A 24,551-nucleotide genomic window follows, 5' to 3' on the forward strand; every position below is an offset into this window, starting at 1 on the left:
TTGGTGATGATGGCAGAGAGGTCACACCCGTTCCCATACCGAACACGGAAGTTAAGCTCTCTAGCGCCGATGGTAGTTGGGACCTTGTCCCTGTGAGAGTAGGACGTCGCCAAGCAATTAAAGCACGAGTCAATGGACTCGTGCTTTTTTATTTTAAGGTAAGAAGATAATAAAAAGGTTTCATTATGTGAATGACAAACACACTGCCTAAATTTTACTCATATCATATGTATATAACAAAACGATGTATATTTTTCTAAAAAGTGTTAAGGAATAGGAATAAGTATATTTTAATTCAAAATAGAGAGGGAGGGAATCTCCATCGTCTTCATTTAAAGGAAAATGAAGGTGATTGGGAGAAGCATATGGAAATAAAATATGAGGTTTGCATTGTATGCGAAAATAGAAAAAATGATGGCATATATGTACAAACGAGTTTTATATGTGGTGATTGTGAACGAGACATGATCGAAACTGAAACAAACGATCCGAAGTATATATACTATTTACAACGACTGCGAAAAATTCAAATATCATATTGATAAATAGGCACACATGCCTATTATTTTTTTTGCCAGAATATCTTTGTATAATAGATAGAGAATGAAAAATAAGGAAGAGATGAATATGGATCAAAATCGAATACCGTTATATGAAGCTTTAATCCAATTTCGAGATAAAAACCCTCTATCTTTACATGTTCCAGGACATAAAAGTGGCTTGAATTTCCCGGAGCAGGCACAAGCGGGTTTTAATGATGTACTTTCTATTGATGTAACAGAATTAACAGGACTAGATGATTTACATAGCCCGTTTGAGTGTATAGATGAAGCGCAGCAGTTACTAGCTGATATATATAATGTAAAAAAGAGTTATTTTTTAATCAATGGTTCTACAGTTGGAAATTTGGCGATGATTCTATCATGCTGTGAGGAACACGATATTGTTATTGTACAAAGGAATTGTCATAAATCTATTATCAATGGCCTAAAATTAGCTGGAGTCAATCCAGTGTTTTTAGAACCTTGGATTGATGAATTATATGGTGTACCAGTTGGAGTTCAGCATGAGGTGATTAAGCGAGCTATTGAACGATATCCAGAAGCTAAGGCATTGATTTTAACTCATCCTAATTATTATGGTATGGGGATTGATTTAAAGGAAAGTATTACGTATGCACATGAATATAAAATTCCAGTGTTAGTCGATGAGGCTCATGGAGCCCATTTTTGTATAGGAGAGCCATTTCCGAAGTCGGCACTAGAATATGGTGCTGATATAGTTGTGCACTCAGCGCATAAAACATTACCTGCTATGACCATGGGTTCTTATTTACATATCAATAGTGATTTAGTTTATGAAGAAAAAGTTTCTTCTTATTTAAGTATGTTACAATCTAGCAGTCCATCTTATCCAATTATGGCATCATTAGATGTAGCTCGCTTTGCATTGGCAAATATGAAGGAGAAGGGTTGCCATAAAATTGTTGAGTTTTTAAAGAAATTTAGAAATGAATTGCAGCGTATTCCACAAATCTCTGTTTTAGAGTATCCTTTACAGGACGAACTGAAGATTACAGTACAAACGCGCTGTGAACTGTCTGGATATGAATTACAATCTGTATTTGAAAATATAGGGGTATATGCAGAAATGGCAGATCCGTATAATGTCCTACTTATTTTACCATTGCAAGTGAATGAGCAGTACACGAAAGCGGTAGAAAGAATACGATTAGCATTAGGGAACTATAAGGTAAAAGACAAGATACCATCTATTCGGTATACTTACAAGGGGAGCTTTTCTGCCCTACCGTTTACTTATAAACAATTAAGCAAGTATAAGAAAAAAATTGTACCATTACAAGAAGCTATTGGGATGATTGCAGCAGATATGGTTATTCCATATCCGCCGGGTATTCCATTACTTATGTATGGAGAAAGAATTACTACAGAACACATCGAACAAATTTCTTACTTAGAAAAAATAGGTGCTCGTTTTCAAGGAAATATACAATATATGAATGTGTATGATATAGAAAGTAGGTTTTAGGATGAAGGGATTATTTGTAACAATTGAAGGACCAGAGGGTTCAGGGAAATCGACATTAATTACAAAGCTGTTACCTTATTTCGAAAAAAGAGAACAAGAAATAATAGCAACAAGGGAACCAGGTGGTATTGCGATTTCAGAAGAGATTCGAGAAATCTTACATAAACAAGAGAATACGATAATGGAAGCACGTACAGAGGCACTTTTATATGCTGCAGCGCGTAGACAGCATTTAGTAGAAAAAGTTATGCCAGCTTTAGAGAGAAACTGCCTTGTATTATGCGATCGTTTTATTGATAGTTCTCTTGCTTATCAAGGCTATGCAAGAGGGTTAGGTATTGATAAAGTATTTGAAATTAATCGATTTGCAACAGAAGACTGTATGCCTGGTTTGACAATCTATCTAGATATTGAACCTGAAGTGGGATTAGCACGTATTGAAAAAGATGAGAATCGTGAAGTGAATCGTTTAGATATGGAAAGTATCTCTTTCCATAGGCGCGTACGTGAAGGCTATCTACAGGTTGTAGAGCGCTTCTCAGACCGTATAGTTGTTGTGAATGCAGATCAACCAATGGAAAAGATAATGGAAGAAGTTATACAGCTTATAGAAGATAAATTGTTATAATAGAAGGAAATTATAAAACAAATGAGGTATGCATTATGACGAGAACGTGGGAGCAGCTTTCTGCTATACAACCCATTGGTGTAAAAATGTTGATGAATAGTATTGCAAAAGGGCGTATATCCCACGCTTATTTGTTAGAAGGTGCAAAAGGAACTGGAAAATATGAAACAGCAATTCAAATGGCAAAAAGTTTTCTATGTGTACAAAGAAATGGTGTAGAACCATGCCACACATGCACCAATTGTCGCCGAATTGATTCAGGCAATCACCCTAATTTACATGTTGTAAAACCAGATGGATTATCTATTAAAAAACAACAAATTCATGATTTACAAGAAGAGTTTTCAAAAACAGGTTTAGAGGCAAATAAAAAGGTTTATATTATTGAACACGCAGATCGAATGACAGCTAATGCTGCGAATACTTTATTAAAATTTTTAGAAGAGCCAAGTAGCGATACAACTGCTATTTTACTTACTGAACAAAGTCATCAAATTTTAAATACTATTTTATCACGTTGCCAAGTTGTTACATTTAGACCGCTATCTACGGAATCTTTAATTGGGAGATTGCGGGAGGAGGGAATCACAGTTTCGTTATCTGCTCTTGCCGCGCAACTTACGAATAGTTTCGAGGAAGCATTATTACTGTGTAATGATGAATGGTTTGCACAAGCACGAGATTTAGTGATAAAATTATGTGAAGCGCTCGAAAAAGATACGGCCTCTCTTTTTTTTGTACAAGAAAAATGGGGGAAACACTTTGGAGAGAAGGAACAATTACAACAAGGTCTAGATATGTTACTCCTTATTTATAAGGATTTATTATATGTTCAACTAGGAGAAGAAGATCGTCTTGTCTTTCAAGAGCAAAAGGAGATGTTCCATTCTTTCTCCTACGCTCAGAAGCGCATTGTATCAGCTCTTTTTAATATATTAGAAGCAAAAAATAGAATCAACGCTAATGTAAATGCGCAGCTTGTGTTCGAACAGTTAGTGTTGCGGTTGCAGGAGGGATGACCGTTTTGTATGATGTAGTAGGTGTTCGCTTTAAGAAGGCCGGAAAAGTATATTACTTTGACCCAAATCAATTTGATATCTCAGAAAATGAATTTGTGATCGTGGAAACTGTGCGGGGGATCGAATATGGGAAAGTCGTTATTACAAAGAAACAGGTTGATGAAAACGATGTTGTACTACCGCTAAAGAAAGTCATTCGCATTGCAAATGAAAATGATCGAACAATTGTTGAAGAAAACAAACATGCTGCAAAAGAAGCATATCAAGTTTGTCAACAAAAGGTAGGGGAACACAAACTTGATATGAAACTTGTAGACGTAGAATATACGTTTGATCGTAATAAGATTATTTTTTATTTTACAGCAGACGGTCGTATTGACTTTCGTGAGCTTGTAAAAGACTTAGCTGCAATTTTTCGGACAAGAATTGAGCTAAGACAAATTGGTGTTCGCGATGAAGCGAAAATGCTTGGTGGTATTGGTCCGTGTGGTCGTATGCTTTGTTGTTCTACATTTTTAGGTGATTTTGAACCTGTATCCATTAAAATGGCGAAGGATCAAAATTTATCATTAAATCCTGCGAAAATTTCTGGCTTATGTGGTCGGTTAATGTGTTGCTTAAAATATGAGAATGACGAGTATGAAGCGGCAAAAGAGCAACTTCCTGATTTAGACCAACGTATACAAACACCGCATGGTCTTGGACGCGTTATCGGATTAAATATTTTAGAAAGATTAATTCAAGTGGAATTAGTAGACAAGGAACGGATAGTAGAATATACGTTAGATGAATTAATTAATGAAGGGGTCGTTTCGAGTCAAACCACAGATTAATGAGGTGGGTGCTTGTGGAGAAAAAAGATATTTTTGCAGCTGTTTCCAGTATGGAAGAGCAAATTGGACATTTATATAAGCAGTTGGGAGAATTAAAGCAACATCTTGCAGAGTTACTTGAAGAAAACCAACATATTAAAATGGAAAATGAAAATTTGCGACATCGTTTTGAAGAAGTACAGAATAAGGAAAAACAAAAAACTCAAAAACGAAAAGAAATGAAACCCAAAACGGATATTGGTGAAGGATATGATAACTTAGCTCGCCTATATCAAGAAGGTTTCCATATCTGTAATTTACATTATGGGAGTGTACGTAAAGAAGGAGATTGTTTATTCTGTCTGTCATTTTTAAATAAAAAATGAAATTACCTTTCCAAGTATATTGGAAAGGTAATTTTTTATACATGAGAATAATGATAAGAGGGAATGTATCTTATTGTTACATTAATAGGGAATCAAATGGGGTAGGTTAAGTATAAGAAAGGAAATCGTATATGCACTTATATGAAGATGAACGTTTAGATTATTTATTAGCAGAAGAAATGAAAATTATTCAAAGTCCATCTGTGTTTAATTTTTCTTTAGATGCAGTGTTACTTGCAAATTTTGCGTGGGTTCCGATTCAAAAGGGAAATTTGCTTGATTTATGTACAGGAAATGCTGTTGTTCCGCTTTTATTAAGCACAAGAACAAAAGGAAATATTACAGGTGTAGAAATTCAAGAACGCTTGTATGATATGGGAATCAGAAGTATTCAGTATAACAAGCTAGAGGAACGTATTCATTTAATTCATGGCGATTTAAAAGAAATGCCAGAAAAGCTTGGACGTCATCAATATGATGTTGTAACATGTAATCCGCCGTATTTTCAAACGCCAAAGGCATCTGAGAAGAATATTAATGAGCATTTAGCTATAGCTCGTCATGAAATTATGTGTACATTAGAGGATGTTGTATATGCTAGTAGCCAGCTGGTAAAGCAAGGTGGAAAGGTAGCGTTTGTTCATCGACCAGGTCGATTACTTGATATTGTAACACTTATGAGAAAGTATAAGATTGAACCAAAACGTGTGCAGTTTGTATATCCTAAAGCGGGTAAAGAAGCGAATACGCTACTAATAGAAGGAATCAAAGATGGAAGTGCGGATCTGAAAATTTTACCACCGCTCTTTGTATATGAGGAAAACAATGAATATACAAAGGAGCTTCGTTCAATTTTATATGGAGAAGAATAACCATTATTTTTATGTAGTAGAATGTTCAGATAGAAGTTATTACGCAGGATATACAAATAATTTAGAGAAACGAATTCAAACTCATAATAGTGGGAAGGGGGCACGTTACACTCGTGCTAGACTTCCTGTTGTTTTAAAATATGTAGAGGTTCATAAAGATAAAACAACAGCGATGCAGGCTGAATACCATTTTAAACAATTAAAACGAAAAGAAAAAGAAGAATATATGAAAAAAGGAGAACGCTATGTGGCAGCAAAAAAGCTTTCAAGCAAATGAAAAAGGGGTCTTATATTTAGTTCCAACGCCGATTGGTAATTTAGAAGATATGACGTTTCGTTCGATTCGGATATTGAAAGAGGCTGATATCATTGCTGCTGAAGATACGCGGCAGACGAAAAAGCTTTGTAACTATTTTGAAATTGAAACGCCGGTTATGAGTTATCACGAGCATAATAAGGGAGTAAGTGGACAGAAAATTTTAGATAAGCTAGAAGATGGAAAAACGGTGGCCCTTGTAAGCGATGCAGGTATGCCTTGTATTTCGGATCCAGGTTACGATATTGTTGTAGAAGCTGTAGAAAAGCAATATCATGTTATTCCACTTCCAGGAGCAAACGCTGCTCTTACAGCGTTAATTGCATCAGGATTAGAAACGAAACATTTCTACTTCTATGGATTTTTACAAAGAAATAAGAAAGAACGTAAGGCAGAATTAGAAAAACTTCGTTATGTTCCGACTACCATGATGTTTTATGAGGCGCCACATCGATTAGATGATACATTAATTTCTATGAAGGAGGTACTTGGAAATAGAGAAATTGTATTGTGCCGGGAGCTAACGAAAAAATTTGAAGAATTTATTCGTGGCTCGATAGAGGAAGCGATTGAGTGGACAAAGCAAAATGAAGTTCGTGGAGAATTTTGTATATTAGTATCTGGATCAGAAGAGGAAGCTGCGCCCGAGGAACAATGGTGGGAAGCTATATCAGTATATGATCATATCGAACACTACATAAACGAGCAAGGAATCTCTTCAAAGGATGCAATTAAAAAAGTGGCCAAAGATCGAGATTTGTCGAAACGAGACGTCTATCAAATCTATCATGTCGATAAAAAATAAGCTTCTCATAATTGAGAAGCTTATTTTGCTGCTTGAATATATTGTTGAAGTTCGTTTAAGACTTGTTCAGCGCCTTCTTTGCTTAAAATAATTTTACCTTCAGCTAAAGAAAGGTTACCATCAGATACCTCACCAGTTACTTGGCAAGTCATGTTTGGTTTGTATTTTTTTAGGATGATTTTTTCGTCATCAACGTAAATTTCAAGAGCATCCTTTTCAGCAATACCTAATGTACGACGTAATTCAATTGGAATTACAACACGGCCTAATTCATCAACTTTACGAACGATACCAGTAGATTTCATATTCGTTATCCTCCTCAGATTCTGTAAGTTTGCGAGTCTATATTTTAATTCGTCATTTTTCGACAAAATACCCTATGAACATATGATACCAATCATTTACATTTCCGTCAATTCTTAAATTTTATATTTCATAAAAAGAATCATAGATTTATATATTTCTTGTATAATACAAATTGAAAGAATTAAACAAGTATTTTATTATATTTTTAAATTTTATCAATATTTCAGACAAAATGCTGTATATTTTTTGCGGATATAAGTAATAGATGATAAAGATAATCGAGCATTAATTCGTTTTTATACGTCAGTTTTTGATATACTGTTTATAAATACATATGAGGTCATTTGGGAGGTTCAAAACAATGACAGAGGAAAACAAAACCTTTTATATCACTACTCCAATTTATTATCCAAGCGGAAAGCTTCATATTGGACATGCTTACACAACGGTAGCAGGAGATGCAATGGCACGCTACAAGCGCATGCAAGGATATGATGTTCATTATTTAACAGGTACTGATGAGCATGGACAAAAGATTCAAAAGAAAGCTGAAGAACTACAAGTTACACCGCAAGCATATGTTGATAACATTGTAGAAGGAATTAAAGAGCTGTGGGGGAAAATGGACATCTCTTACGATGACTTTATTCGTACAACCGAAGATCGTCATAAAGAAGTTGTCGAAAAGATTTTTAAACAGCTTGTTGATCAAGGGGATATTTACCTTGATGAATATGAAGGATGGTACTCTGTACAGGATGAAACATTCTATACAGAACACCAACTAGTAGATCCGATTATGGAGGATGGAAAAGTAGTCGGTGGAAAAAGCCCAGATAGTGGTCATGCTGTAGAACTTGTTCGTGAAGAATCTTATTTCTTTAGAATGGGTAAATATGTAGATCGACTGTTACAATTTTACGAAGAAAATCCACACTTTATCCAACCTGAATCACGTAAAAATGAAATGATTAATAACTTCATTAAACCAGGATTAGAAGATTTAGCAGTTTCACGTACTTCTTTTGATTGGGGAGTTCGCGTACCAGGTAATCCAAAACACGTTATTTACGTATGGATAGATGCATTATCTAATTACATTACAGCACTAGGGTATGGAACAGATAATGAAGAGAAGTATAAAAAATATTGGCCAGCAGATGTTCATTTAGTAGGAAAAGAAATTGTACGTTTCCATACAATTTATTGGCCAATCATGTTGATGGCACTAGATTTACCACTGCCGAAAAAGGTATTTGCTCATGGCTGGATTTTAATGAAGGATGGAAAAATGAGTAAATCAAAAGGAAATGTAGTGGATCCTGTTACGTTAATTGATCGTTACGGATTAGATGCATTACGATATTACTTACTTCGTGAAGTTCCGTTTGGATCTGATGGGGTATTCACGCCTGAAGGTTTTGTTGAACGTATTAACTTCGACTTAGCAAACGACTTAGGAAACTTATTGAATCGTACAATAGCTATGATTGAAAAGTACTTTAATGGAGAAATTCCTGCTTTTAAAGAAAGTATAACTGAGTTTGATGGAACATTAGTAACATTTGCACAAGATACATTGCAAAAAGTAGAAGAAGCAATGGAAAACATGGAATTTTCAGTAGCATTAAGCTCCATTTGGCAATTGGTTAGCCGTACGAATAAATATATTGATGAAACTCAACCTTGGGTATTAGCGAAAGATGAGAGTGATCGTGATAAGCTTGCTTCTGTAATGGCACACCTTGCAGAAATGCTTCGTCAAACGGGTATTATGCTTATGCCATTCTTAACAGCAACACCAAGCAAAATTTTTGCACAACTTGGTCTTATAGATAAAGCGCATCAATCTTGGCATAGTCTTTCTAAGATTGGTTGTATTCCAGCGGGTACGAAAGTAGTTAAAGGACAACCTATTTTCCCACGCTTAGAGGTAGAGGTAGAAGTTGAATATATTAAAGAACAAATGAAAGGTTCTGCTCCTAAAGTGGAAGAGAAGAAGGAAGAAGAACCGAAAGCAGAAGAGATTACAATTGATGATTTCTTTAAAGTCGAATTGCGTGTAGCAGAAGTAATAGAAGCAGAGCCTATAAAAAAAGCAGATAAACTGTTAAAGATTCAACTTGATTTAGGCACAGAAAAGCGACAAGTTGTTTCTGGAATTGCTAAATTCTATACACCAGAAGACTTAAAAGGGAAAAAAGTTATTTGTGTAACAAATTTAAAACCAGTGAAATTACGTGGTGAATTATCACAAGGTATGATTTTAGCGGGTGAAGAAAACGGCGTATTATCATTAGCAACAATCGATCAAAATTTACCAAATGGTACAAAAATCAAGTAATCTTGACAAAGTAAGAGATGTTTCACGTGTAACATTCGTGGAGCATCTTTTTCTTGTTAGGAGCATTTTTAATATTACATTTTTTGTATTAATATTGTAATGTTGTTATCATTACGTTGTCAGGAAAGTTTTTTCCCTATGATAGAATTTATTTCAAATAAAAGGAGTTATTTGTCATGTTGTTTGATACACATTCACATTTAAATGCAGAGCAATTTGAAGAAGATTTACAGGAAGTCATTGCAAGAATGAAAGAAGCAGAGGTTACCTATACAGTTGTTGTTGGTTTTGATGAAGCGACAATCAAGAAGGCAATTGAACTCGCAGAAACATATGATTTTATTTATGCAGCAGTTGGCTGGCACCCTGTTGATGCAATTGATATGACGGAAGCTCATTTAGTTTGGTTAGAAGAATTAGCTGCTCATCCAAAAGTTGTTGCTCTTGGTGAAATGGGATTAGATTATCATTGGGACAAATCTCCAAAAGAAATACAGAAAGAAGTATTTCGTAAACAAATTCAGTTAGCGAAAAAAGTAAAATTACCGATCATTATACATAATCGTGATGCGACACAGGATATTGTAGATATATTAGAAGAAGAAAATGCAGCTGAAGTAGGCGGCATTATGCATTGTTTTAGTGGCAGTGTGGAAGTAGCGAAGCAATGCATTGATATGAACTTTTTGATTTCGTTAGGAGGACCAGTAACGTTTAAGAATGCAAAGAAACCAAAAGAAGTTGCTATGGAAATCCCAATGGAAAAATTATTAATAGAAACGGATTGCCCATATTTAACGCCACATCCATTTCGCGGTAAACGAAATGAGCCAAGTTATGTCAAACTCGTAGCAGAAGAAATTGCAAATTTAAAAGGGATTTCATATGAAGAGGTCGCACAAGTGACAATGGAAAATGCAAAAGCCTTATTTGGTGTTAAGTAAGACGAAGGAATAGGGGGCTCATTCCTTCCATATATATTCGTACGGGCCTTGATAAGAAAGAGATATTGCTCACAGAAGCGCAGGCAGAGGATTTTTTCTCCTCTGCTTTTTAAATTACATGAATGGGAAAATAATAATGGAAAAGTATTCGTTTTTTTGTTTTACTAAGTAGAGACGAAATGAGTGTGGAGGCAGGCATGAAAATTAAAGAGATTATCGTTGTAGAGGGTAAAGATGATACAGTTGCGATTAAACGTGCTGTTGATGCAGATACAATTGAAACGAACGGTTCAGCAATCGGTGATCATGTCATTGAGCAAGTAAAGTTGGCACAGCAAAAAAGAGGCGTTATTATTTTGACAGATCCTGATTACCCAGGAGAACGTATTCGGAAAATTATTTCTGAAAAGGTTCCGGGGTGTAAGCATGCTTTCTTACCGAAAGAAGAAGCGCTTGCCAAGAGAAAAAAAGGAGTCGGAATTGAACATGCTTCTAACGAATCCATTCGACGTGCTTTAGAAAATATTCATGAAGAAATGGAAGCATATACGAGCGAAATTAATTGGAGTGACTTAGTGGACGCCGGTTTAGTGGGTGGAGAACAAGCAAAAAGTCGCAGAGAGAAAATGGGTAAGCTATTAAAGATTGGTTATACAAATGCGAAGCAGTTACATAAACGTTTACAAATGTTTCAAGTTTCAAAAGAAGCATTTGCGGAAGCATATAAACAAGTATTACAGGAGGAAAAAAAATGAAGGATATAGCAACGCCGAATCGCACGAAAGATATTGTTGAAAAGTACGGATTTTCATTTAAAAAGAGCTTAGGACAAAATTTCTTAATTGATACCAATGTATTAAATCGGATTGTGGATTATGCAGAAGTTGGCTCAGAGAGTGGTGCAATTGAAATTGGTCCTGGTATTGGAGCGTTAACAGAACAGTTAGCAAAACGTGCCAAGAAGGTAGTAGCTTTTGAAATTGATCAACGACTATTACCAATTCTAGATGAAACATTAGCTCCTTATAGTAACGTAACTGTAATTAATAAAGATGTTTTAAAAGCAGATGTACATGAAGTGTTCGGGGAGCAGTTCGAAGAAGGGCAAGACGTAATGGTAGTAGCGAATTTGCCATACTACGTTACAACACCAATTTTGTTTAAATTACTAGAAGAGAAGTTACCAGTTCGTGGATTTGTTGTTATGATGCAAAAAGAAGTAGGAGATCGCCTAGCAGCTAAACCAGGAACGAAAGATTACGGTTCTTTATCTATTGCGATTCAATATTATACAGAAGTAGAAACGGTTATGACTGTTCCACGTACCGTATTTGTACCGCAACCAAATGTAGATTCGGCAGTTATTCGTCTTTTAAAACGTCCAAAACCGATTGTTGAAGTAAAAGATGAAAAGTTTTTCTTCGAGGTAGTACGAGCAAGTTTTGCACAGCGTCGTAAAACATTGATGAATAATTTATCAAATAATTTAAATGGTTTCCCAAAAGATAAAGAATTGTTAGATCGGATTTTAGTAGAGGTGGACATTGATCCAAAGCGAAGAGGCGAAACATTATCAATTGAAGAATTCGCTGCATTGAGTAATGCATTAGTTTCCTATAAACAGTAAAATGACATTGTGCATCAGTGGTGTATTATGAACTACTGCTGGCAGCAGAAAAGGGCAGCTCAATTCGAGTTGTCCTTTTTGTCACCTTTTCTCTCCTAAATTCATACGTTAAAAACAGAACATGGTTAGTGAGATGGCCTAGTGAGTTTGGAGGTAGGATAATGGCTGTACATGTTGGAGATTTAGTGGAACGAAAGTCCTATAACCGAGACATTCTTTTTCGCATTACAGAAATAAAGGGTGAAATTGCAATATTATTTGGAGAAGAAATTAGGCTTGTGGCAGATGCACCGCTTGAAGATTTAATTAGCATTGATCAGAGAGAATATAAAAAAAGAGAAAAGCGTGAAAAGGAAACGATCGAACGAACATATCGTCTGTTTCAACAAGATTATGTTTTGATGAAGCAACGGCATGAACATAATTCCACAGGTGGATATACGAGTGAAGTTAATTATTTTCAAATGCCAGGTAGGGTGTTGCATATAGATGGGGACCCATTATATTTACGGAAGTGTTTAGATCTATATACAAAGATAGGAGTTCCAGTTCAAGGCGTACATTGTAAAGAAACAGAAATGCACGAAAAGGTAGTTGATTTAATTGATCATTTTCGTCCAGATATTTTGGTAATTACAGGTCATGATGCATATACAAAATCAAAGGGAACTATGGGAGATTTAACGGCCTATCGTCATTCTCGTCACTTTGTACAGGCCGTTCGGGAAGTACGAAAAAAATACCCTTCTTTAGATCAGCTCGTTATTTTTGCTGGGGCATGTCAATCCCATTTTGAAGCTTTAATTCGAGCTGGTGCTAATTTTGCTAGCTCACCTTCACGTATCAATATTCATGCATTAGATCCAGTATATGTAGTAGGGAAAATTAGTTTTACTTCTTTTATGGAACGCGTAAATGTATGGGACGTTGTTCGAAATACCATTACTGGGCAAAAAGGTCTTGGAGGTATTGAGACCCGGGGGCTTTTGCGAACAGGATTACCTTTTCAATATTATGAGGAGTAAGCAAGGTGTAGATACCTTGCTTTTTTTTGCGCGAGAAAAAACATTCTATAAACAAGGATTTATAGGTGGTTGGATAAAAACAGATAAGAACGTGCAGACTATAAAATGATACTTTTATAATATAGTAATTCTTTTATCTATTCGTACGCATTAGGTTCTTGCGAAAATATTGTTTATTATATATAGGCAATAATTAGGATAGATATATCATGGATTTAATCTAAATTACAGCGAGGTGTAGCAAAGTATATGTCAAAACGTTTAGATGAAATTAAAAGTGAATTAGATCACCATCTTGGAAAACGTCTTATGTTAAAGGCGAATAGTGGAAGAAGAAAAACAGTGGAGCAATCAGGTGTATTAGCAGAAACATATCGCTCTGTTTTTGTTGTCCAATTGGATCAACAAGAGGATACACTGCAGCGTGTTTCTTATAGTTATGCAGATGTTTTAACAGAAACGGTAGAATTAACGTTTTATGATGATCCCCATAATGAGGTTATTTTAGGATAATCACCCACTCTGCTACATATATTCCCATAAATAAAAATGATATTTTTTTGCATACTAATTATACCGCAGCGAAATAAGGAGGGACCCTGCATTGAGTAGGCGAAGAGGAGTCATGTCAAATCAGTTTAAAGAAGAGCTTGCAAAAGAGCTTGGCTTTTATGATGTTGTTCAGAAAGAAGGATGGGGCGGAATTCGTGCGAAAGATGCTGGTAATATGGTGAAACGTGCTATTGAAATTGCACAGCAACAATTAATGAAAGAAAACCAGTAGTTGTAAGATAACTTCTATGCTGCGGTAGCCGAGGAGAATTTCCTCGGCTTTTTGCACGCCAAAAGGTATCATCATTTTGCATAAGTAGTTTCATTCTGAATGCTTTTCGTTATAATAAGGGAAGTGTCATCGTCTTACTATAAATTTATGGTAAAATAAACGATAAAAGATTGAGTACATAGAGTGGGTGAATAGATTGAAGCTACTAGTGAAAGCACCGGCAAAGATTAATTTGTCGTTAGATGTACTAGGGAAAAGAAAAGACGGTTATCATGAAGTAAAGATGATTATGACGACGATCGATTTAGCAGATCGTTTAGAGTTAACGGAGTTATCAGAAGACCGGATTGAAATCGTGTCTCATAATCGGTATGTCCCAGACGACCAGCGTAATTTAGCTTATCAAGCTGCAAAATTATTAAAAGAAAAATTTAAGGTGAAGCAAGGTGTATCTATTGCTATTGAAAAAACAATTCCAGTAGCAGCAGGATTAGCAGGTGGAAGCAGCGATGCAGCTGCTACATTACGAGGGCTTAATAAGCTGTGGAATTTAGGTCTAACGATAGATGAATTAGCGGAACTTGGAGCAAAAATTGGATCAGATGTATCTTTTTGTGTATACGGTGGAACGGCGATTGCTACAGGAAGAGGGGAAAAAATTAACCATATAAAGACACCTCCTTCTTGTTGGGTTATTTTAGCAAAGCCTCATATCGGTGTATCTACTGCTGATGTGTATGGGAATTTACAATTAAATCGCGTGACACATCCAGATGTAGAGCAGATGGTTGAATACATTAATAGTGGTGATTACAAAGGAATTTGTAGTGCCGTTGGAAATGTACTAGAAGGCGTGACGTTTGCGATGCACCCTGAAGTTGCGCATATTAAGTCACAGATGAAACGTTTTGGTGCAGATGCAGTTTTAATGAGTGGCAGTGGACCAACTGTATTTGGATTGGTACATCATGACTCACGTATGCATCGCATTTATAATGGTTTAAAAGGGTTCTGTGAACAAGTATACGCAGTACGCCTATTAGGAGAGCGAGAAACGCTTGAATAAAGGCGTATAATACGGTATGATTTGTTTAGAATATTCGTGATTTGGGGTGAGAGTGTGAAAATTAGACGAAGTACAAGATTAGTCGATATGACTTATTATTTATTGCAAAATCCTCGTCAGCTAGTTTCTCTCACTTTTTTTGCTGAACGGTATCAATCGGCTAAGTCTTCCATTAGTGAAGATTTAGTTATTATTAAGCAAACGTTTGAACAACAAGGGGTCGGCACATTGCAAACGATACCAGGGGCAGCAGGAGGAGTGAAATATATTCCATATATAAGTGAAGAAGAAGCAAATCTGGTTATTAATGAACTTTGCAGTTTATTTGAGAATCCAGATCGTATCCTTCCAGGTGGATACTTATATATGACAGATCTTTTAAGCAATCCGCGTTATATCAATGGAGCAGGTCGTCTATTTGCTTCTGTATTTGCGAGACAACCAATTGATGCTGTTATGACGGTAGCAACAAAAGGAATTCCGCTTGCATATGCGGTAGCGAACTATTTAGATGTACCTGTTGTAATTGCAAGAAAAGATAATAAGGTAACAGAGGGACCAACAGTTAGTATTAACTATGTATCAGGTTCATCTAAGCGCATTCAAACAATGACTTTAGCGAAACGTAGTCTTCCAGAAGGGGCTAATGTTTTAATTATCGACGACTTTATGAAGGCTGGCGGAACAATTCAGGGTATGATTAGTATGTTAGAGGAATTTAATGCTAATGTGGTAGGAATTGGTGTGTTAGTAGAGTCAACAGATATTGAAGAAAGACTCATTAATAACTTTGTTTCTTTAATCCGTTTGTCAGAAGTGGATATTAAAGAGAAAACGATTCAAGTGGAAAAAGGAAATTATTCGCTCGTACCATTTAATGAAGGGCTTGTAGAAGCTGAATAAAAAGGTAAAGCATAGGCTTTATCTTTTTTTGTAAATGAAAGTGCTAGTAGGCGTTAAAACTTTTCTTATATAAATCCATGTAACGGCATCATTTCTTTATTTGTTAGGTGGGAGAGAGGAGAGGCTGATTAGATCCCTTTTCGTCTCACGCTAAGAGAAGACAGATAGAAGTGAATGTAGGGAGGATTTGAGTCTTCAGGACAGTAATTTATCTCGATGTTCTTGGTTGGATAAAGTTCCACTTTATATGTTAAAAAATCAAAGTGGGTTTATATAGCTAAAGTTTTACCCCCTACTAGCAAGGTACATTTTATTTGTTCAGAATAGATGACTAAGTGTGTATGGGGAAATTATGTTTGAAAGTAATAATAAAATAATAAAAGGGTGAGAAAATATGAAAGTAGTTCAAACAAATCAAGCACCGCAAGCAATCGGTCCATATTCACAAGGGGTTATTGTAAATAATATGTTCTATAGTTCAGGACAAATTCCATTAACAGTGGATGGAGACCTTGTAACAGGTGATATCAAGGTACAAACAGAGCAAGTATTTCAAAATTTAAAGGCTGTATTAGAAGAAGCAGGCGCATCATTTAATACGGTTGTAAAAACAACTGTATTTTTAAAAGATATGGATGATTTTAATGATGTAAATGAAGTGTATGGAACGTATTTTTCTGTACATAAGCCAGCTCGTTCTTGTGTGCAAGTAGTAAAATTACCGAAAGATGTTTCTGTCGAAATCGAAGTAATTGCCCTTGTAAAATAAGTTTTGTAAGCGATAATTTCTGCTAATTCGTATATTCCATTGAAATAAAAATTTTTATCTTAAAAATTTTTAAAAAATTAAAGGGAAAATAGAAAATTTGTGGAATTTATACAAACATATCGCTTATTTAGAAAAGGGTGGTGAACACAAGATGGAAGTGACTGACGTAAGATTACGCCGCGTAAACACAGAAGGCCGTATGAGAGCAATTGCCTCTATTACCCTAGATCATGAATTTGTTGTTCATGATATTCGCGTAATTGACGGCAATAATGGATTATTTGTAGCAATGCCAAGTAAACGTACTCCGGATGGGGAGTTCCGTGATATTGCGCATCCAATTAATTCTAACACACGCTCAAAAATTCAAGATGCGGTTTTAACGGAGTATCACCGTTTAGGCGAGTTAGAAGAAGTTGAGTTTGAAGAAGCTGGAGCTTCGTAAAATTCGAATGAAAAGAGCCCTAATAAAAAGAGCTCTATAATTTTGCAACAAACTCCTGTAAACACTTACAGGGGTTTGTTTTTTTATTCTTTCGTTTGATATATAGCTCCAAAGTAAAATGGTGGAAAAAATAAAGAAGAAAATAATCCGATCGCTACTATGCAAGGATACTCTTTCCTATCTAAAAGAAAGGTTTTATATTTATTTTGAACAAATCTTCAATTTACTGCCCACGTTATATGTAAACTGCTCATTTCTTTAAAATTACTTGAAATAGTATATCTTATTTCTTAAAAAAAGATACTAAAGAGTAAAACAATCTTATAAGAAGTATGGTAAAATTTAATAGTTATGCCATGTTTCTTGAAATATATAATGATTTAGGATAATATCTTTAATGGATAAATAGGTTGCGATGGAGGGTCTATATGTCAAACAGATTTGCAGTGATTCTAGCTGCAGGTAAAGGCACACGTATGAAGTCCGAGCTATACAAAGTGCTTCATCCTGTATGCGGAAAACCAATGGTACAGCATGTAGTCGATCAAGTATCTCAGTTAGGATTGCAGAAACTTGTAACGGTAGTTGGACATGGTGCTGAAAAAGTGCAAGAACAACTAGGAAACGTAAGTGAGTTTGCATTACAAGCAGAACAACTTGGTACGGCACATGCTGTTGATCAAGCTACTGACGTACTTGCAAATGAAGAGGGAACAACTTTAGTTATTTGTGGTGATACACCACTGATAACAGCAGAAACAATGGAAGCATTGCTTCAGCATCATGAAGAAGCAGGGGCGAAAGCAACAGTGCTAACGGCATACATAGAAGAACCTGCTGGATATGGTCGTATTGTTCGTAACGAGAATGGTCATGTTGAAAAAATCGTTGAGCATAAAGATGCAAATGAAGTAGAGCGAGCTATTAAAGAGATTAATACAGGTACGTATTGTTTTGATAATAAAGCGCTATTTGCTTCACTTTCTAAAGTTTCAAATGATAATGTACAAGGTGAATATTATCTTCCAGATGTAATTGAGATTTTGAAAAACGAAGGTCATATTGTATCAGCTTACCAAACGGAGCATTTCGATGAAACATTAGGTGTTAATGACAGAGTCGCTCTATCGCAAGCGGAAATGATTATGAAAAAACGTATCAACCAAAAGAATATGGTAAATGGTGTTACAATTATTGATCCAAATAACACATACATTTCTGCTGATGCAATTATTGGCAGTGATACAGTTCTTCATCCAGGAACGATTATTGAGGGTAAAACTGTAATTGGTTCTGATTGTGAAATTGGTCCACATACAGTGGTGCGCGATAGTGAAATTGGAAACCGCACGATAATTCGCCAATCTACTGTACATGATAGCAAGCTTGGTACAGAAGTTTCGGTCGGTCCATTTGCACATATTCGCCCAGATTCAGTTATTGGAGATGAAGTACGCGTTGGTAACTTCGTGGAAATCAAAAAAACTGTTTTTGGTAATAGAAGTAAAGCTTCACACTTAAGTTATATCGGGGATGCACAAGTTGGAGAAGACGTGAATCTTGGTTGTGGTTCAATTACGGTGAACTACGACGGCAAGAATAAATTCAAAACTGTTATTGGAGATGGTGTATTTATTGGTTGTAATTCAAACCTTGTTGCTCCTGTAACAGTTGAAGATGGTGCTTATGTTGCAGCAGGTTCTACAATTACAGAAAATGTTCCATCAAAAGCATTATCAGTAGCACGTGCACGTCAAGTTAACAAAGAAGACTATGTTGATCAATTGCTGAATAAGAAAAAATCATAATGTGGAGGGTTAATCTAGATGTCGACTCAATATCTAAATTCTAATTTGAAAGTATTCTCTTTAAACTCTAATAAGGAACTTGCTGAGCAAATTGCAAAGCATATTGGAGTAGGGTTAGGGAAATGTTCTGTTGACCGTTTTAGTGATGGAGAAGTTCAAATTAACATTGAAGAAAGTATCCGTGGTTGCGATGTATTCATTATTCAATCTACAAGCTTCCCAGTAAACGAACATATCATGGAATTACTTATTATGATTGATGCATTAAAACGTGCATCAGCGAAAACAATTAATATCGTTATTCCTTACTATGGTTATGCGCGTCAAGACCGTAAAGCGCGTTCTCGTGAACCAATTACATCGAAACTTGTAGCAAACTTGCTTGAAACTGCAGGTGCAACTCGTGTAATCACTCTAGATTTACATGCTCCACAAATTCAAGGATTCTTTGATATCCCAATCGACCACTTAATGGGTGTACCGATTCTTTCTGATTACTTTGAGACAAAAGGCCTTAAAGATATCGTAATCGTATCTCCTGACCACGGTGGTGTAACACGTGCAAGAAAAATGGCAGACCGTCTAAAAGCGCCAATCGCTATTATTGATAAGCGTCGTCCTCGTCCGAACGTATCAGAGGTAATGAACATTATTGGTAATATCGAAGGCAAAACAGCAATTTTAATTGATGACATCATTGATACAGCTGGTACAATTACATTAGCGGCAAACGCTCTTGTTGAGAACGGTGCTTCTGAAGTATATGCTTGCTGTACACATCCAGTTTTATCTGGCCCAGCAATTGAGCGTATCCAAAACTCAAATATTAAAGAGTTAGTTGTAACAAACTCTATCGTATTACCGGAAGAGAAGAAAATTGATAAAGTACATGAGCTCTCTGTTGCTCCACTGATTGGAGAAGCAATTATTCGTGTTTATGAAGAAGAGTCTGTGAGTGTATTATTCAATTAATTGGATAGAATGAGACGTAACCAAATTTGGTTACGTCTTTTCGTATCGTAAACAGAAAGTAGTGATGCAAGAATGAAATTAATAGTAGGACTTGGGAACCCAGGTAGAGAATATGAATTAACAAGGCATAATATCGGATTTATGGGTATTGATGAATTGGCGAAACGATGGGGCATTTCCTTAAATGAACAAAAATTTAAAGGCATGTATGGTTCAGGCTTTGTTAATGGTGAAAAAGTAGTTTTATTAAAGCCGCTGACGTATATGAATTTATCTGGGGAAAGTATTCGTCCGCTTATGGAGTATTATAAAATTGATGTTGAAGATTTTGTTGTCATGTATGATGATTTAGATATTCCAGTAGGTAAATTGCGTCTTCGTATGAAAGGTAGTGCAGGTGGTCATAATGGTGTGAAATCGACAATTTCCCATTTGGGAACGCAAGAATTTCAGCGGATTCGTATGGGTATTGATCGTCCGAAAAATGGTATGAAAGTAGTGGACTATGTATTAGGGCGTTTTACAGCTGAAGAGTTACCAGAGGTAAATCAGTCTATCGACAAGGCGGCGGATGCATGTGAAGAATGGTTGAAAAAGCCATTTCTTCAAATTATGAATACTTTTAACGGTTAATGTTCTAATCTGGAATATTTTATGATGTTTTTATCCATACTAAAAGTAATTGCAAATTTAGGAGGATAGTATGGAGGGACATTATTACTGTAGACATTGTGGGGAGAAGTTGGGCTCCATTTCCGCAGAAAAGGTATACAACAAAGTTTTATTTCAACTAACAGAGCAAGAGCGATTGGATATGATTCATTTCCATGAAAATGGAAATATATCTATAAAAACAATCTGTGAGTCGTGCCAAGAAACGCTCTCATCTTATCCGGAGTATTATGAGTATGAAAAGTTTTTGCAATAAAATGTTGTCGCTTTGGCGTGTCCAAAGCATTTTTCTGTTTTCTTTTTCCAAAATATTTGCATAAAAATATATTAACTTGCTCTTTTATGTTGAGAGGAGTTTTAAAAATGATAGGTTTATTAGAGCGATTTTATAAAAATAAAGAAATACAATCCATTATTAATGGACTAGAAGAGGGATTGAAAGAGCAACTTGTATCAGGTATGGCCACTTCTTCTCGTTCTCTATTAATGGCTGCTGTATATAAAAAAACAAAGCAGTCACAGCTTGTTGTGACGCATAATTTGTATCAAGCACAAAAGGTGTATGAGGATTTAGTATCATTGCTTGGTGAACAAGATGTATGGCTATATCCAGTTAACGAATTAATTGCGTCAGAAATTGGGGTTGCGAGTCCTGAACTTAAGGCACAGCGTATTGAAGTGTTAAATCGCCTAGCTATGGGAGAGAGTGGGATTATCGTTGTCCCTGTTGCTGGATTACGCAGGTTTTTACCAATAAAGGAATTATGGAAGCAAAAGCAAATCGAGATTAGTCTAGGGCAAGAGATTGATTTAGAGGCACTGCTTCATACATTACACCATATTGGTTATGAACGTAAGTCGATGGTAGAGGCTCCTGGAGAGTTTAGCTTGCGTGGAGGGATATTGGATATTTATCCATTAACTGAAGAGTTACCATTGCGTATCGAATTTTTTGACACGGAAGTAGATTCTATTCGTTCGTTCGATGTAGAAGAACAACGCTCTCAGGATAAAAAGGAAAGCGTGAAATTTGGTCCTGCAACAGAGTTCCTATTTTCAAGGGAAGAGTTAAATGTAGGTATAGAACGACTTGAAAAAGGTTTAATGAAGACGATGCAGAGGCTCTCTGATGAAAAAATCAAGACAGCAGTACTTGAAACGGTTAGCCGTGAGATCGAAATATTAAAAGATGGACAGCCAATAGAGCAAATGTTTAAATATTTATCTATTTTCTATAAAGAACATGCTAGTCTAATAGACTATTTACCTGAGAACGGTGTAGTTATTTTAGATGAAATTTCGCGTATTCAAGAAACGGCATCACATCTTGAAACAGAGGAAGCAGAATGGTATACATCACTTCTAAGTGAAGGGGCAATTATTCAGGATTTAGTGTTTTCGCATCAATTTGAAGAGTTTTTACATCATAAAAAAAGAAGTTTTGTATATTTAACATTATTTTTACGCCATATTGCACATACACACCCACAAAATATCGTTAATGTAACGTGTAAAACAATGCAAGATTTTCATGGACAGATGCAACTTTTAAAAACAGAAATCGATAGATGGACTGAAGGGGATTTCACGACAGTCGTACTAGGGACAGATGAAGAACGTGCGAAAAAATTACAATATATTTTAAGTGATTATGATATTGAAGCAGATATTATTGAATCTACAGATATATTGCTTCCTGGCCGTCTTCAAGTCGCTGTAGGCGATTTACATGCGGGATTTGAAATGCCAATGCAGAAGCTAGTTGTTATTACAGAAAAAGAGCTTTTTCATAAAAAGGTAAGAAAATCACAACGCAAACAAAAATTATCAAATGCAGAGCGTATTAAAAGTTATTCTGAGTTAAAAGTCGGCGACTATGTTGTTCACGTGAATCATGGTATCGGTAAATTTTTAGGGATTGAAACATTAGAAATTAATGGTGTTCATAAAGATTACTTAAATATTAAATATCAAGGTAATGATAAGTTATATGTGCCAATTGAACAGATTGATCAAGTACAAAAATATGTAGGGTCAGAAGGTAAGGACCCGAAAGTTTATAAATTAGGCGGGAATGATTGGAAGAAGGTTAAAACAAAGGTAGAAAAGTCTGTCCAAGATATTGCGGATGACTTAATTAAATTGTACGCAGAACGTGAAGCCTCAAAAGGTTATGCATATACACCGGATACTGCGGAACAACAGGAGTTTGAATCATCTTTCCCATATCAGGAGACCGAAGATCAATTGCGTTCTATTGAAGAAATTAAGAAAGATATGGAACGTGGGCGTCCGATGGATCGACTTCTATGTGGTGATGTAGGATATGGTAAAACAGAAGTTGCGATTCGTGCAGCATTTAAAGCGATTATGGATGAAAAGCAAGTAGCGATTTTAGTACCGACAACGATTCTTGCGCAACAACACTATGAAACAATTCGGGAGCGTTTTCAAGACTATCCAATTAATATTGGATTGTTAAGTCGATTCCGCACGCGAAAGCAACAAAATGAAACAATTAAAGGCTTAAAAGATGGAACAGTTGATATCGTTATTGGAACACATCGTATTTTATCTAAAGATGTAACTTATAAAGATTTAGGCTTGTTAATTATCGACGAAGAGCAACGATTTGGTGTTACACATAAAGAAAAGATTAAGCAATTGAAAGCGAATGTTGACGTATTAACATTAACGGCAACGCCAATTCCGCGTACGCTTCATATGTCGATGCTCGGTGTACGAGATTTATCTGTTATTGAGACGCCACCAGAAAATCGTTTCCCAGTACAAACGTATGTGGTGGAGTACAATCCAGGGTTAATTCGAGAAGCGATAGAGCGAGAGCTTGCAAGAGGCGGTCAAATTTATTTCTTATATAATCGTGTTGAAGATATTGAAAGAAAAGCAGATGAAATTTCTATGTTAGTGCCAGAAGCGCGTGTGACGTATGCACATGGAAAAATGAATGAGAGTGAACTAGAATCCGTCATGCTATCATTTTTAGATGGACAACATGATGTACTTGTAAGTACGACGATTATTGAAACAGGCGTTGATATTCCGAATGTAAATACATTAATTGTATTTGATGCTGATCGCATGGGATTGTCACAGCTTTATCAGCTTCGTGGACGTGTTGGTCGTTCAAACCGGGTTGCTTATGCATACTTTTCGTATAAGCGTGATAAAGTGTTATCAGAGGTCGCTGAGAAGCGTTTACAGGCCATTAAAGAATTTACAGAGCTTGGATCTGGATTTAAAATCGCAATGCGAGATTTATCCATTCGTGGTGCCGGAAACTTGTTAGGTGCTGAGCAACATGGATTTATTGATTCAGTCGGATTTGATTTGTATTCTCAAATGTTAAAAGATGCGATCGAGCAGCGTAAAGGAACACAAGGGATTGAAAATGTAATTGATGTTGAAATTGATTTAGAAGTGGACGCATATTTACCGGATGCGTATATTTCAGATAGTAAACAAAAAATTATGATGTACAAACAATTTAGAGGTGTTTCTACAATTGAGGATATTGAAGAGTTGCAAGAAGAAATGATTGATCGTTTTGGAGATTATCCGCAAGAAGTTGGATATCTATTGCAAATTGCGAATATAAAAGTGTTGGCAATGAAAGAACAGATTGACCTAATTAAACAAACAAAATTCGAAGTGACATTTTTATTCTCAGAACAAGCGAGCCAAAACATTGATGGTGGAAAATTATTCATGCTCGGTAATAGTTTTGGTCGCATGATTGGTCTTGGTATGGAAGGTTCTCGTTTGAAAATTGTTATGAAAACGAATGGATTAGAGACATCAAAATGGTTAACAATTGCTGAAAATTTATTAAAAGGCTTGCCTGACGTGAAAAAAGAAGTAATAAATGCGTAAAACAAAATAAAAAATACAATTCGGCGTGCATAGAAGAAGTAATGTGTAAAATACTATGTCTAACAGTTGGTGATTTTTACATGAACAGGTAAATTCACCACTTTC

Annotated in this window: 26 protein-coding genes and 1 rRNA gene; 26 read left to right on the forward strand and 1 reads right to left on the reverse strand. The window is 35.8% G+C overall.

Translation table 11 applies throughout. The features are described 5' to 3' along the window. The 10 genes from rrf (at position 1) to rsmI (ending at position 6,887) form a co-directional block, all read left to right on the forward strand. A 5S ribosomal RNA gene (gene rrf, locus ACX5JI_RS25450) occupies positions 1-115 on the forward strand. A gap of 250 nt (positions 116-365) precedes the next feature. Then, positions 366-542, forward strand: coding sequence for a sigma factor G inhibitor Gin (locus ACX5JI_RS25455; protein WP_459503760.1), 177 nt, complete (start codon positions 366-368; stop codon positions 540-542). 85 nt (positions 543-627) lie between these two features. Then, a complete protein-coding gene (locus tag ACX5JI_RS25460) occupies positions 628-2,049 on the forward strand; it encodes an aminotransferase class I/II-fold pyridoxal phosphate-dependent enzyme (protein ID WP_459503761.1) in 1,422 nt (473 codons plus the stop codon). A gap of 1 nt (position 2,050) precedes the next feature. Further along, the gene (tmk, locus tag ACX5JI_RS25465) at positions 2,051-2,677 is read left to right on the forward strand and encodes a dTMP kinase (protein ID WP_459503762.1); all 627 of its coding nucleotides are present in this window, start codon (positions 2,051-2,053) and stop codon (positions 2,675-2,677) included. A gap of 35 nt (positions 2,678-2,712) precedes the next feature. Then, positions 2,713-3,696 carry a DNA polymerase III subunit delta' gene (holB, locus tag ACX5JI_RS25470; protein WP_459503763.1) on the forward strand — a complete coding sequence of 328 codons (984 nt, stop codon included), beginning with the start codon at positions 2,713-2,715 and terminating at the stop codon, positions 3,694-3,696. Positions 3,697-3,701: 5 nt separating this feature from the next. Then, entirely contained in the window at positions 3,702-4,529 is an 828-nt protein-coding gene (locus ACX5JI_RS25475) for a PSP1 domain-containing protein (RefSeq protein WP_003194202.1), read from the forward strand. A 14-nt stretch (positions 4,530-4,543) separates the two neighbouring features. Beyond that, complete coding sequence (gene yabA / locus ACX5JI_RS25480; protein WP_286123037.1) at positions 4,544-4,894, forward strand: DNA replication initiation control protein YabA; 351 nt, start codon at positions 4,544-4,546, stop codon at positions 4,892-4,894. A gap of 131 nt (positions 4,895-5,025) precedes the next feature. Further along, positions 5,026-5,766 carry a tRNA1(Val) (adenine(37)-N6)-methyltransferase gene (locus ACX5JI_RS25485; RefSeq protein ID WP_459503764.1) on the forward strand — a complete coding sequence of 247 codons (741 nt, stop codon included), beginning with the start codon at positions 5,026-5,028 and terminating at the stop codon, positions 5,764-5,766. Then, a complete protein-coding gene (locus ACX5JI_RS25490; protein ID WP_459503807.1) occupies positions 5,753-6,043 on the forward strand; it encodes a GIY-YIG nuclease family protein in 291 nt (96 codons plus the stop codon). The genes ACX5JI_RS25485 and ACX5JI_RS25490 overlap by 14 nt, the downstream gene beginning before the upstream one ends. Further along, positions 6,012-6,887, forward strand: a complete 876-nt coding sequence (gene rsmI, locus ACX5JI_RS25495) for a 16S rRNA (cytidine(1402)-2'-O)-methyltransferase (protein ID WP_459503766.1) — start codon at positions 6,012-6,014, stop codon at positions 6,885-6,887. The genes ACX5JI_RS25490 and rsmI overlap by 32 nt, the downstream gene beginning before the upstream one ends. Before the next feature lie 20 nt (positions 6,888-6,907). Here rsmI and abrB read toward each other — a convergent pair whose 3' ends face one another. Further along, the gene (gene abrB, locus ACX5JI_RS25500; RefSeq protein ID WP_026593102.1) at positions 6,908-7,192 is read right to left on the reverse strand and encodes a transition state genes transcriptional regulator AbrB; all 285 of its coding nucleotides are present in this window, start codon (positions 7,190-7,192) and stop codon (positions 6,908-6,910) included. Between the two features lie 335 nt (positions 7,193-7,527). On the opposite strand from abrB, the gene metG reads away from it, so the two are divergent. From metG to mfd, 16 genes are all read left to right on the forward strand, one after another. Next, positions 7,528-9,537, forward strand: a complete 2,010-nt coding sequence (gene metG / locus ACX5JI_RS25505; RefSeq protein WP_459503767.1) for a methionine--tRNA ligase — start codon at positions 7,528-7,530, stop codon at positions 9,535-9,537. A 176-nt stretch (positions 9,538-9,713) separates the two neighbouring features. Beyond that, positions 9,714-10,481, forward strand: a complete 768-nt coding sequence (locus ACX5JI_RS25510; RefSeq protein WP_459503768.1) for a TatD family hydrolase — start codon at positions 9,714-9,716, stop codon at positions 10,479-10,481. A gap of 197 nt (positions 10,482-10,678) precedes the next feature. Then, positions 10,679-11,236 carry a ribonuclease M5 gene (rnmV, locus tag ACX5JI_RS25515; RefSeq protein ID WP_459503769.1) on the forward strand — a complete coding sequence of 186 codons (558 nt, stop codon included), beginning with the start codon at positions 10,679-10,681 and terminating at the stop codon, positions 11,234-11,236. After that, entirely contained in the window at positions 11,233-12,108 is an 876-nt protein-coding gene (gene rsmA / locus ACX5JI_RS25520) for a 16S rRNA (adenine(1518)-N(6)/adenine(1519)-N(6))-dimethyltransferase RsmA (RefSeq protein WP_459503770.1), read from the forward strand. Before rnmV ends, rsmA begins: the two co-directional genes overlap by 4 nt. A gap of 161 nt (positions 12,109-12,269) precedes the next feature. Beyond that, complete coding sequence (yabG, locus tag ACX5JI_RS25525; RefSeq protein ID WP_459503771.1) at positions 12,270-13,133, forward strand: sporulation peptidase YabG; 864 nt, start codon at positions 12,270-12,272, stop codon at positions 13,131-13,133. A 249-nt stretch (positions 13,134-13,382) separates the two neighbouring features. After that, on the forward strand, positions 13,383-13,646 hold the full coding sequence (veg, locus tag ACX5JI_RS25530; protein ID WP_026593109.1) for a biofilm formation stimulator Veg: 264 nt from the start codon (positions 13,383-13,385) through the stop codon (positions 13,644-13,646). 91 nt (positions 13,647-13,737) lie between these two features. Continuing rightward, the gene (gene sspF / locus ACX5JI_RS25535; RefSeq protein WP_459503773.1) at positions 13,738-13,917 is read left to right on the forward strand and encodes an acid-soluble spore protein SspF; all 180 of its coding nucleotides are present in this window, start codon (positions 13,738-13,740) and stop codon (positions 13,915-13,917) included. Positions 13,918-14,113: 196 nt separating this feature from the next. Next, complete coding sequence (gene ispE, locus ACX5JI_RS25540; protein WP_459503774.1) at positions 14,114-14,983, forward strand: 4-(cytidine 5'-diphospho)-2-C-methyl-D-erythritol kinase; 870 nt, start codon at positions 14,114-14,116, stop codon at positions 14,981-14,983. 54 nt (positions 14,984-15,037) lie between these two features. Further along, positions 15,038-15,886 (forward strand): pur operon repressor, encoded by an 849-nt coding sequence (gene purR, locus ACX5JI_RS25545; RefSeq protein WP_459503775.1) that lies wholly within the window; start codon positions 15,038-15,040, stop codon positions 15,884-15,886. Positions 15,887-16,280: 394 nt separating this feature from the next. Further along, complete coding sequence (locus tag ACX5JI_RS25550; RefSeq protein ID WP_459503776.1) at positions 16,281-16,655, forward strand: RidA family protein; 375 nt, start codon at positions 16,281-16,283, stop codon at positions 16,653-16,655. Between the two features lie 151 nt (positions 16,656-16,806). Further along, on the forward strand, positions 16,807-17,100 hold the full coding sequence (spoVG, locus tag ACX5JI_RS25555; RefSeq protein WP_000454042.1) for a septation regulator SpoVG: 294 nt from the start codon (positions 16,807-16,809) through the stop codon (positions 17,098-17,100). A 428-nt stretch (positions 17,101-17,528) separates the two neighbouring features. Then, positions 17,529-18,908 (forward strand): bifunctional UDP-N-acetylglucosamine diphosphorylase/glucosamine-1-phosphate N-acetyltransferase GlmU, encoded by a 1,380-nt coding sequence (gene glmU / locus ACX5JI_RS25560; RefSeq protein ID WP_459503778.1) that lies wholly within the window; start codon positions 17,529-17,531, stop codon positions 18,906-18,908. 18 nt (positions 18,909-18,926) lie between these two features. Further along, positions 18,927-19,880, forward strand: a complete 954-nt coding sequence (locus ACX5JI_RS25565) for a ribose-phosphate diphosphokinase (protein WP_000107420.1) — start codon at positions 18,927-18,929, stop codon at positions 19,878-19,880. Between the two features lie 72 nt (positions 19,881-19,952). Continuing rightward, complete coding sequence (gene pth / locus ACX5JI_RS25570) at positions 19,953-20,513, forward strand: aminoacyl-tRNA hydrolase (protein WP_459503779.1); 561 nt, start codon at positions 19,953-19,955, stop codon at positions 20,511-20,513. Between the two features lie 70 nt (positions 20,514-20,583). Continuing rightward, positions 20,584-20,808, forward strand: coding sequence for an anti-sigma-F factor Fin (locus ACX5JI_RS25575; protein WP_459503780.1), 225 nt, complete (start codon positions 20,584-20,586; stop codon positions 20,806-20,808). Between the two features lie 107 nt (positions 20,809-20,915). Continuing rightward, positions 20,916-24,446 (forward strand): transcription-repair coupling factor, encoded by a 3,531-nt coding sequence (gene mfd, locus ACX5JI_RS25580; RefSeq protein ID WP_459503781.1) that lies wholly within the window; start codon positions 20,916-20,918, stop codon positions 24,444-24,446. Positions 24,447-24,551 lie beyond the last annotated feature (105 nt).

The organism is Bacillus sp. C1, assembly GCF_054570475.1.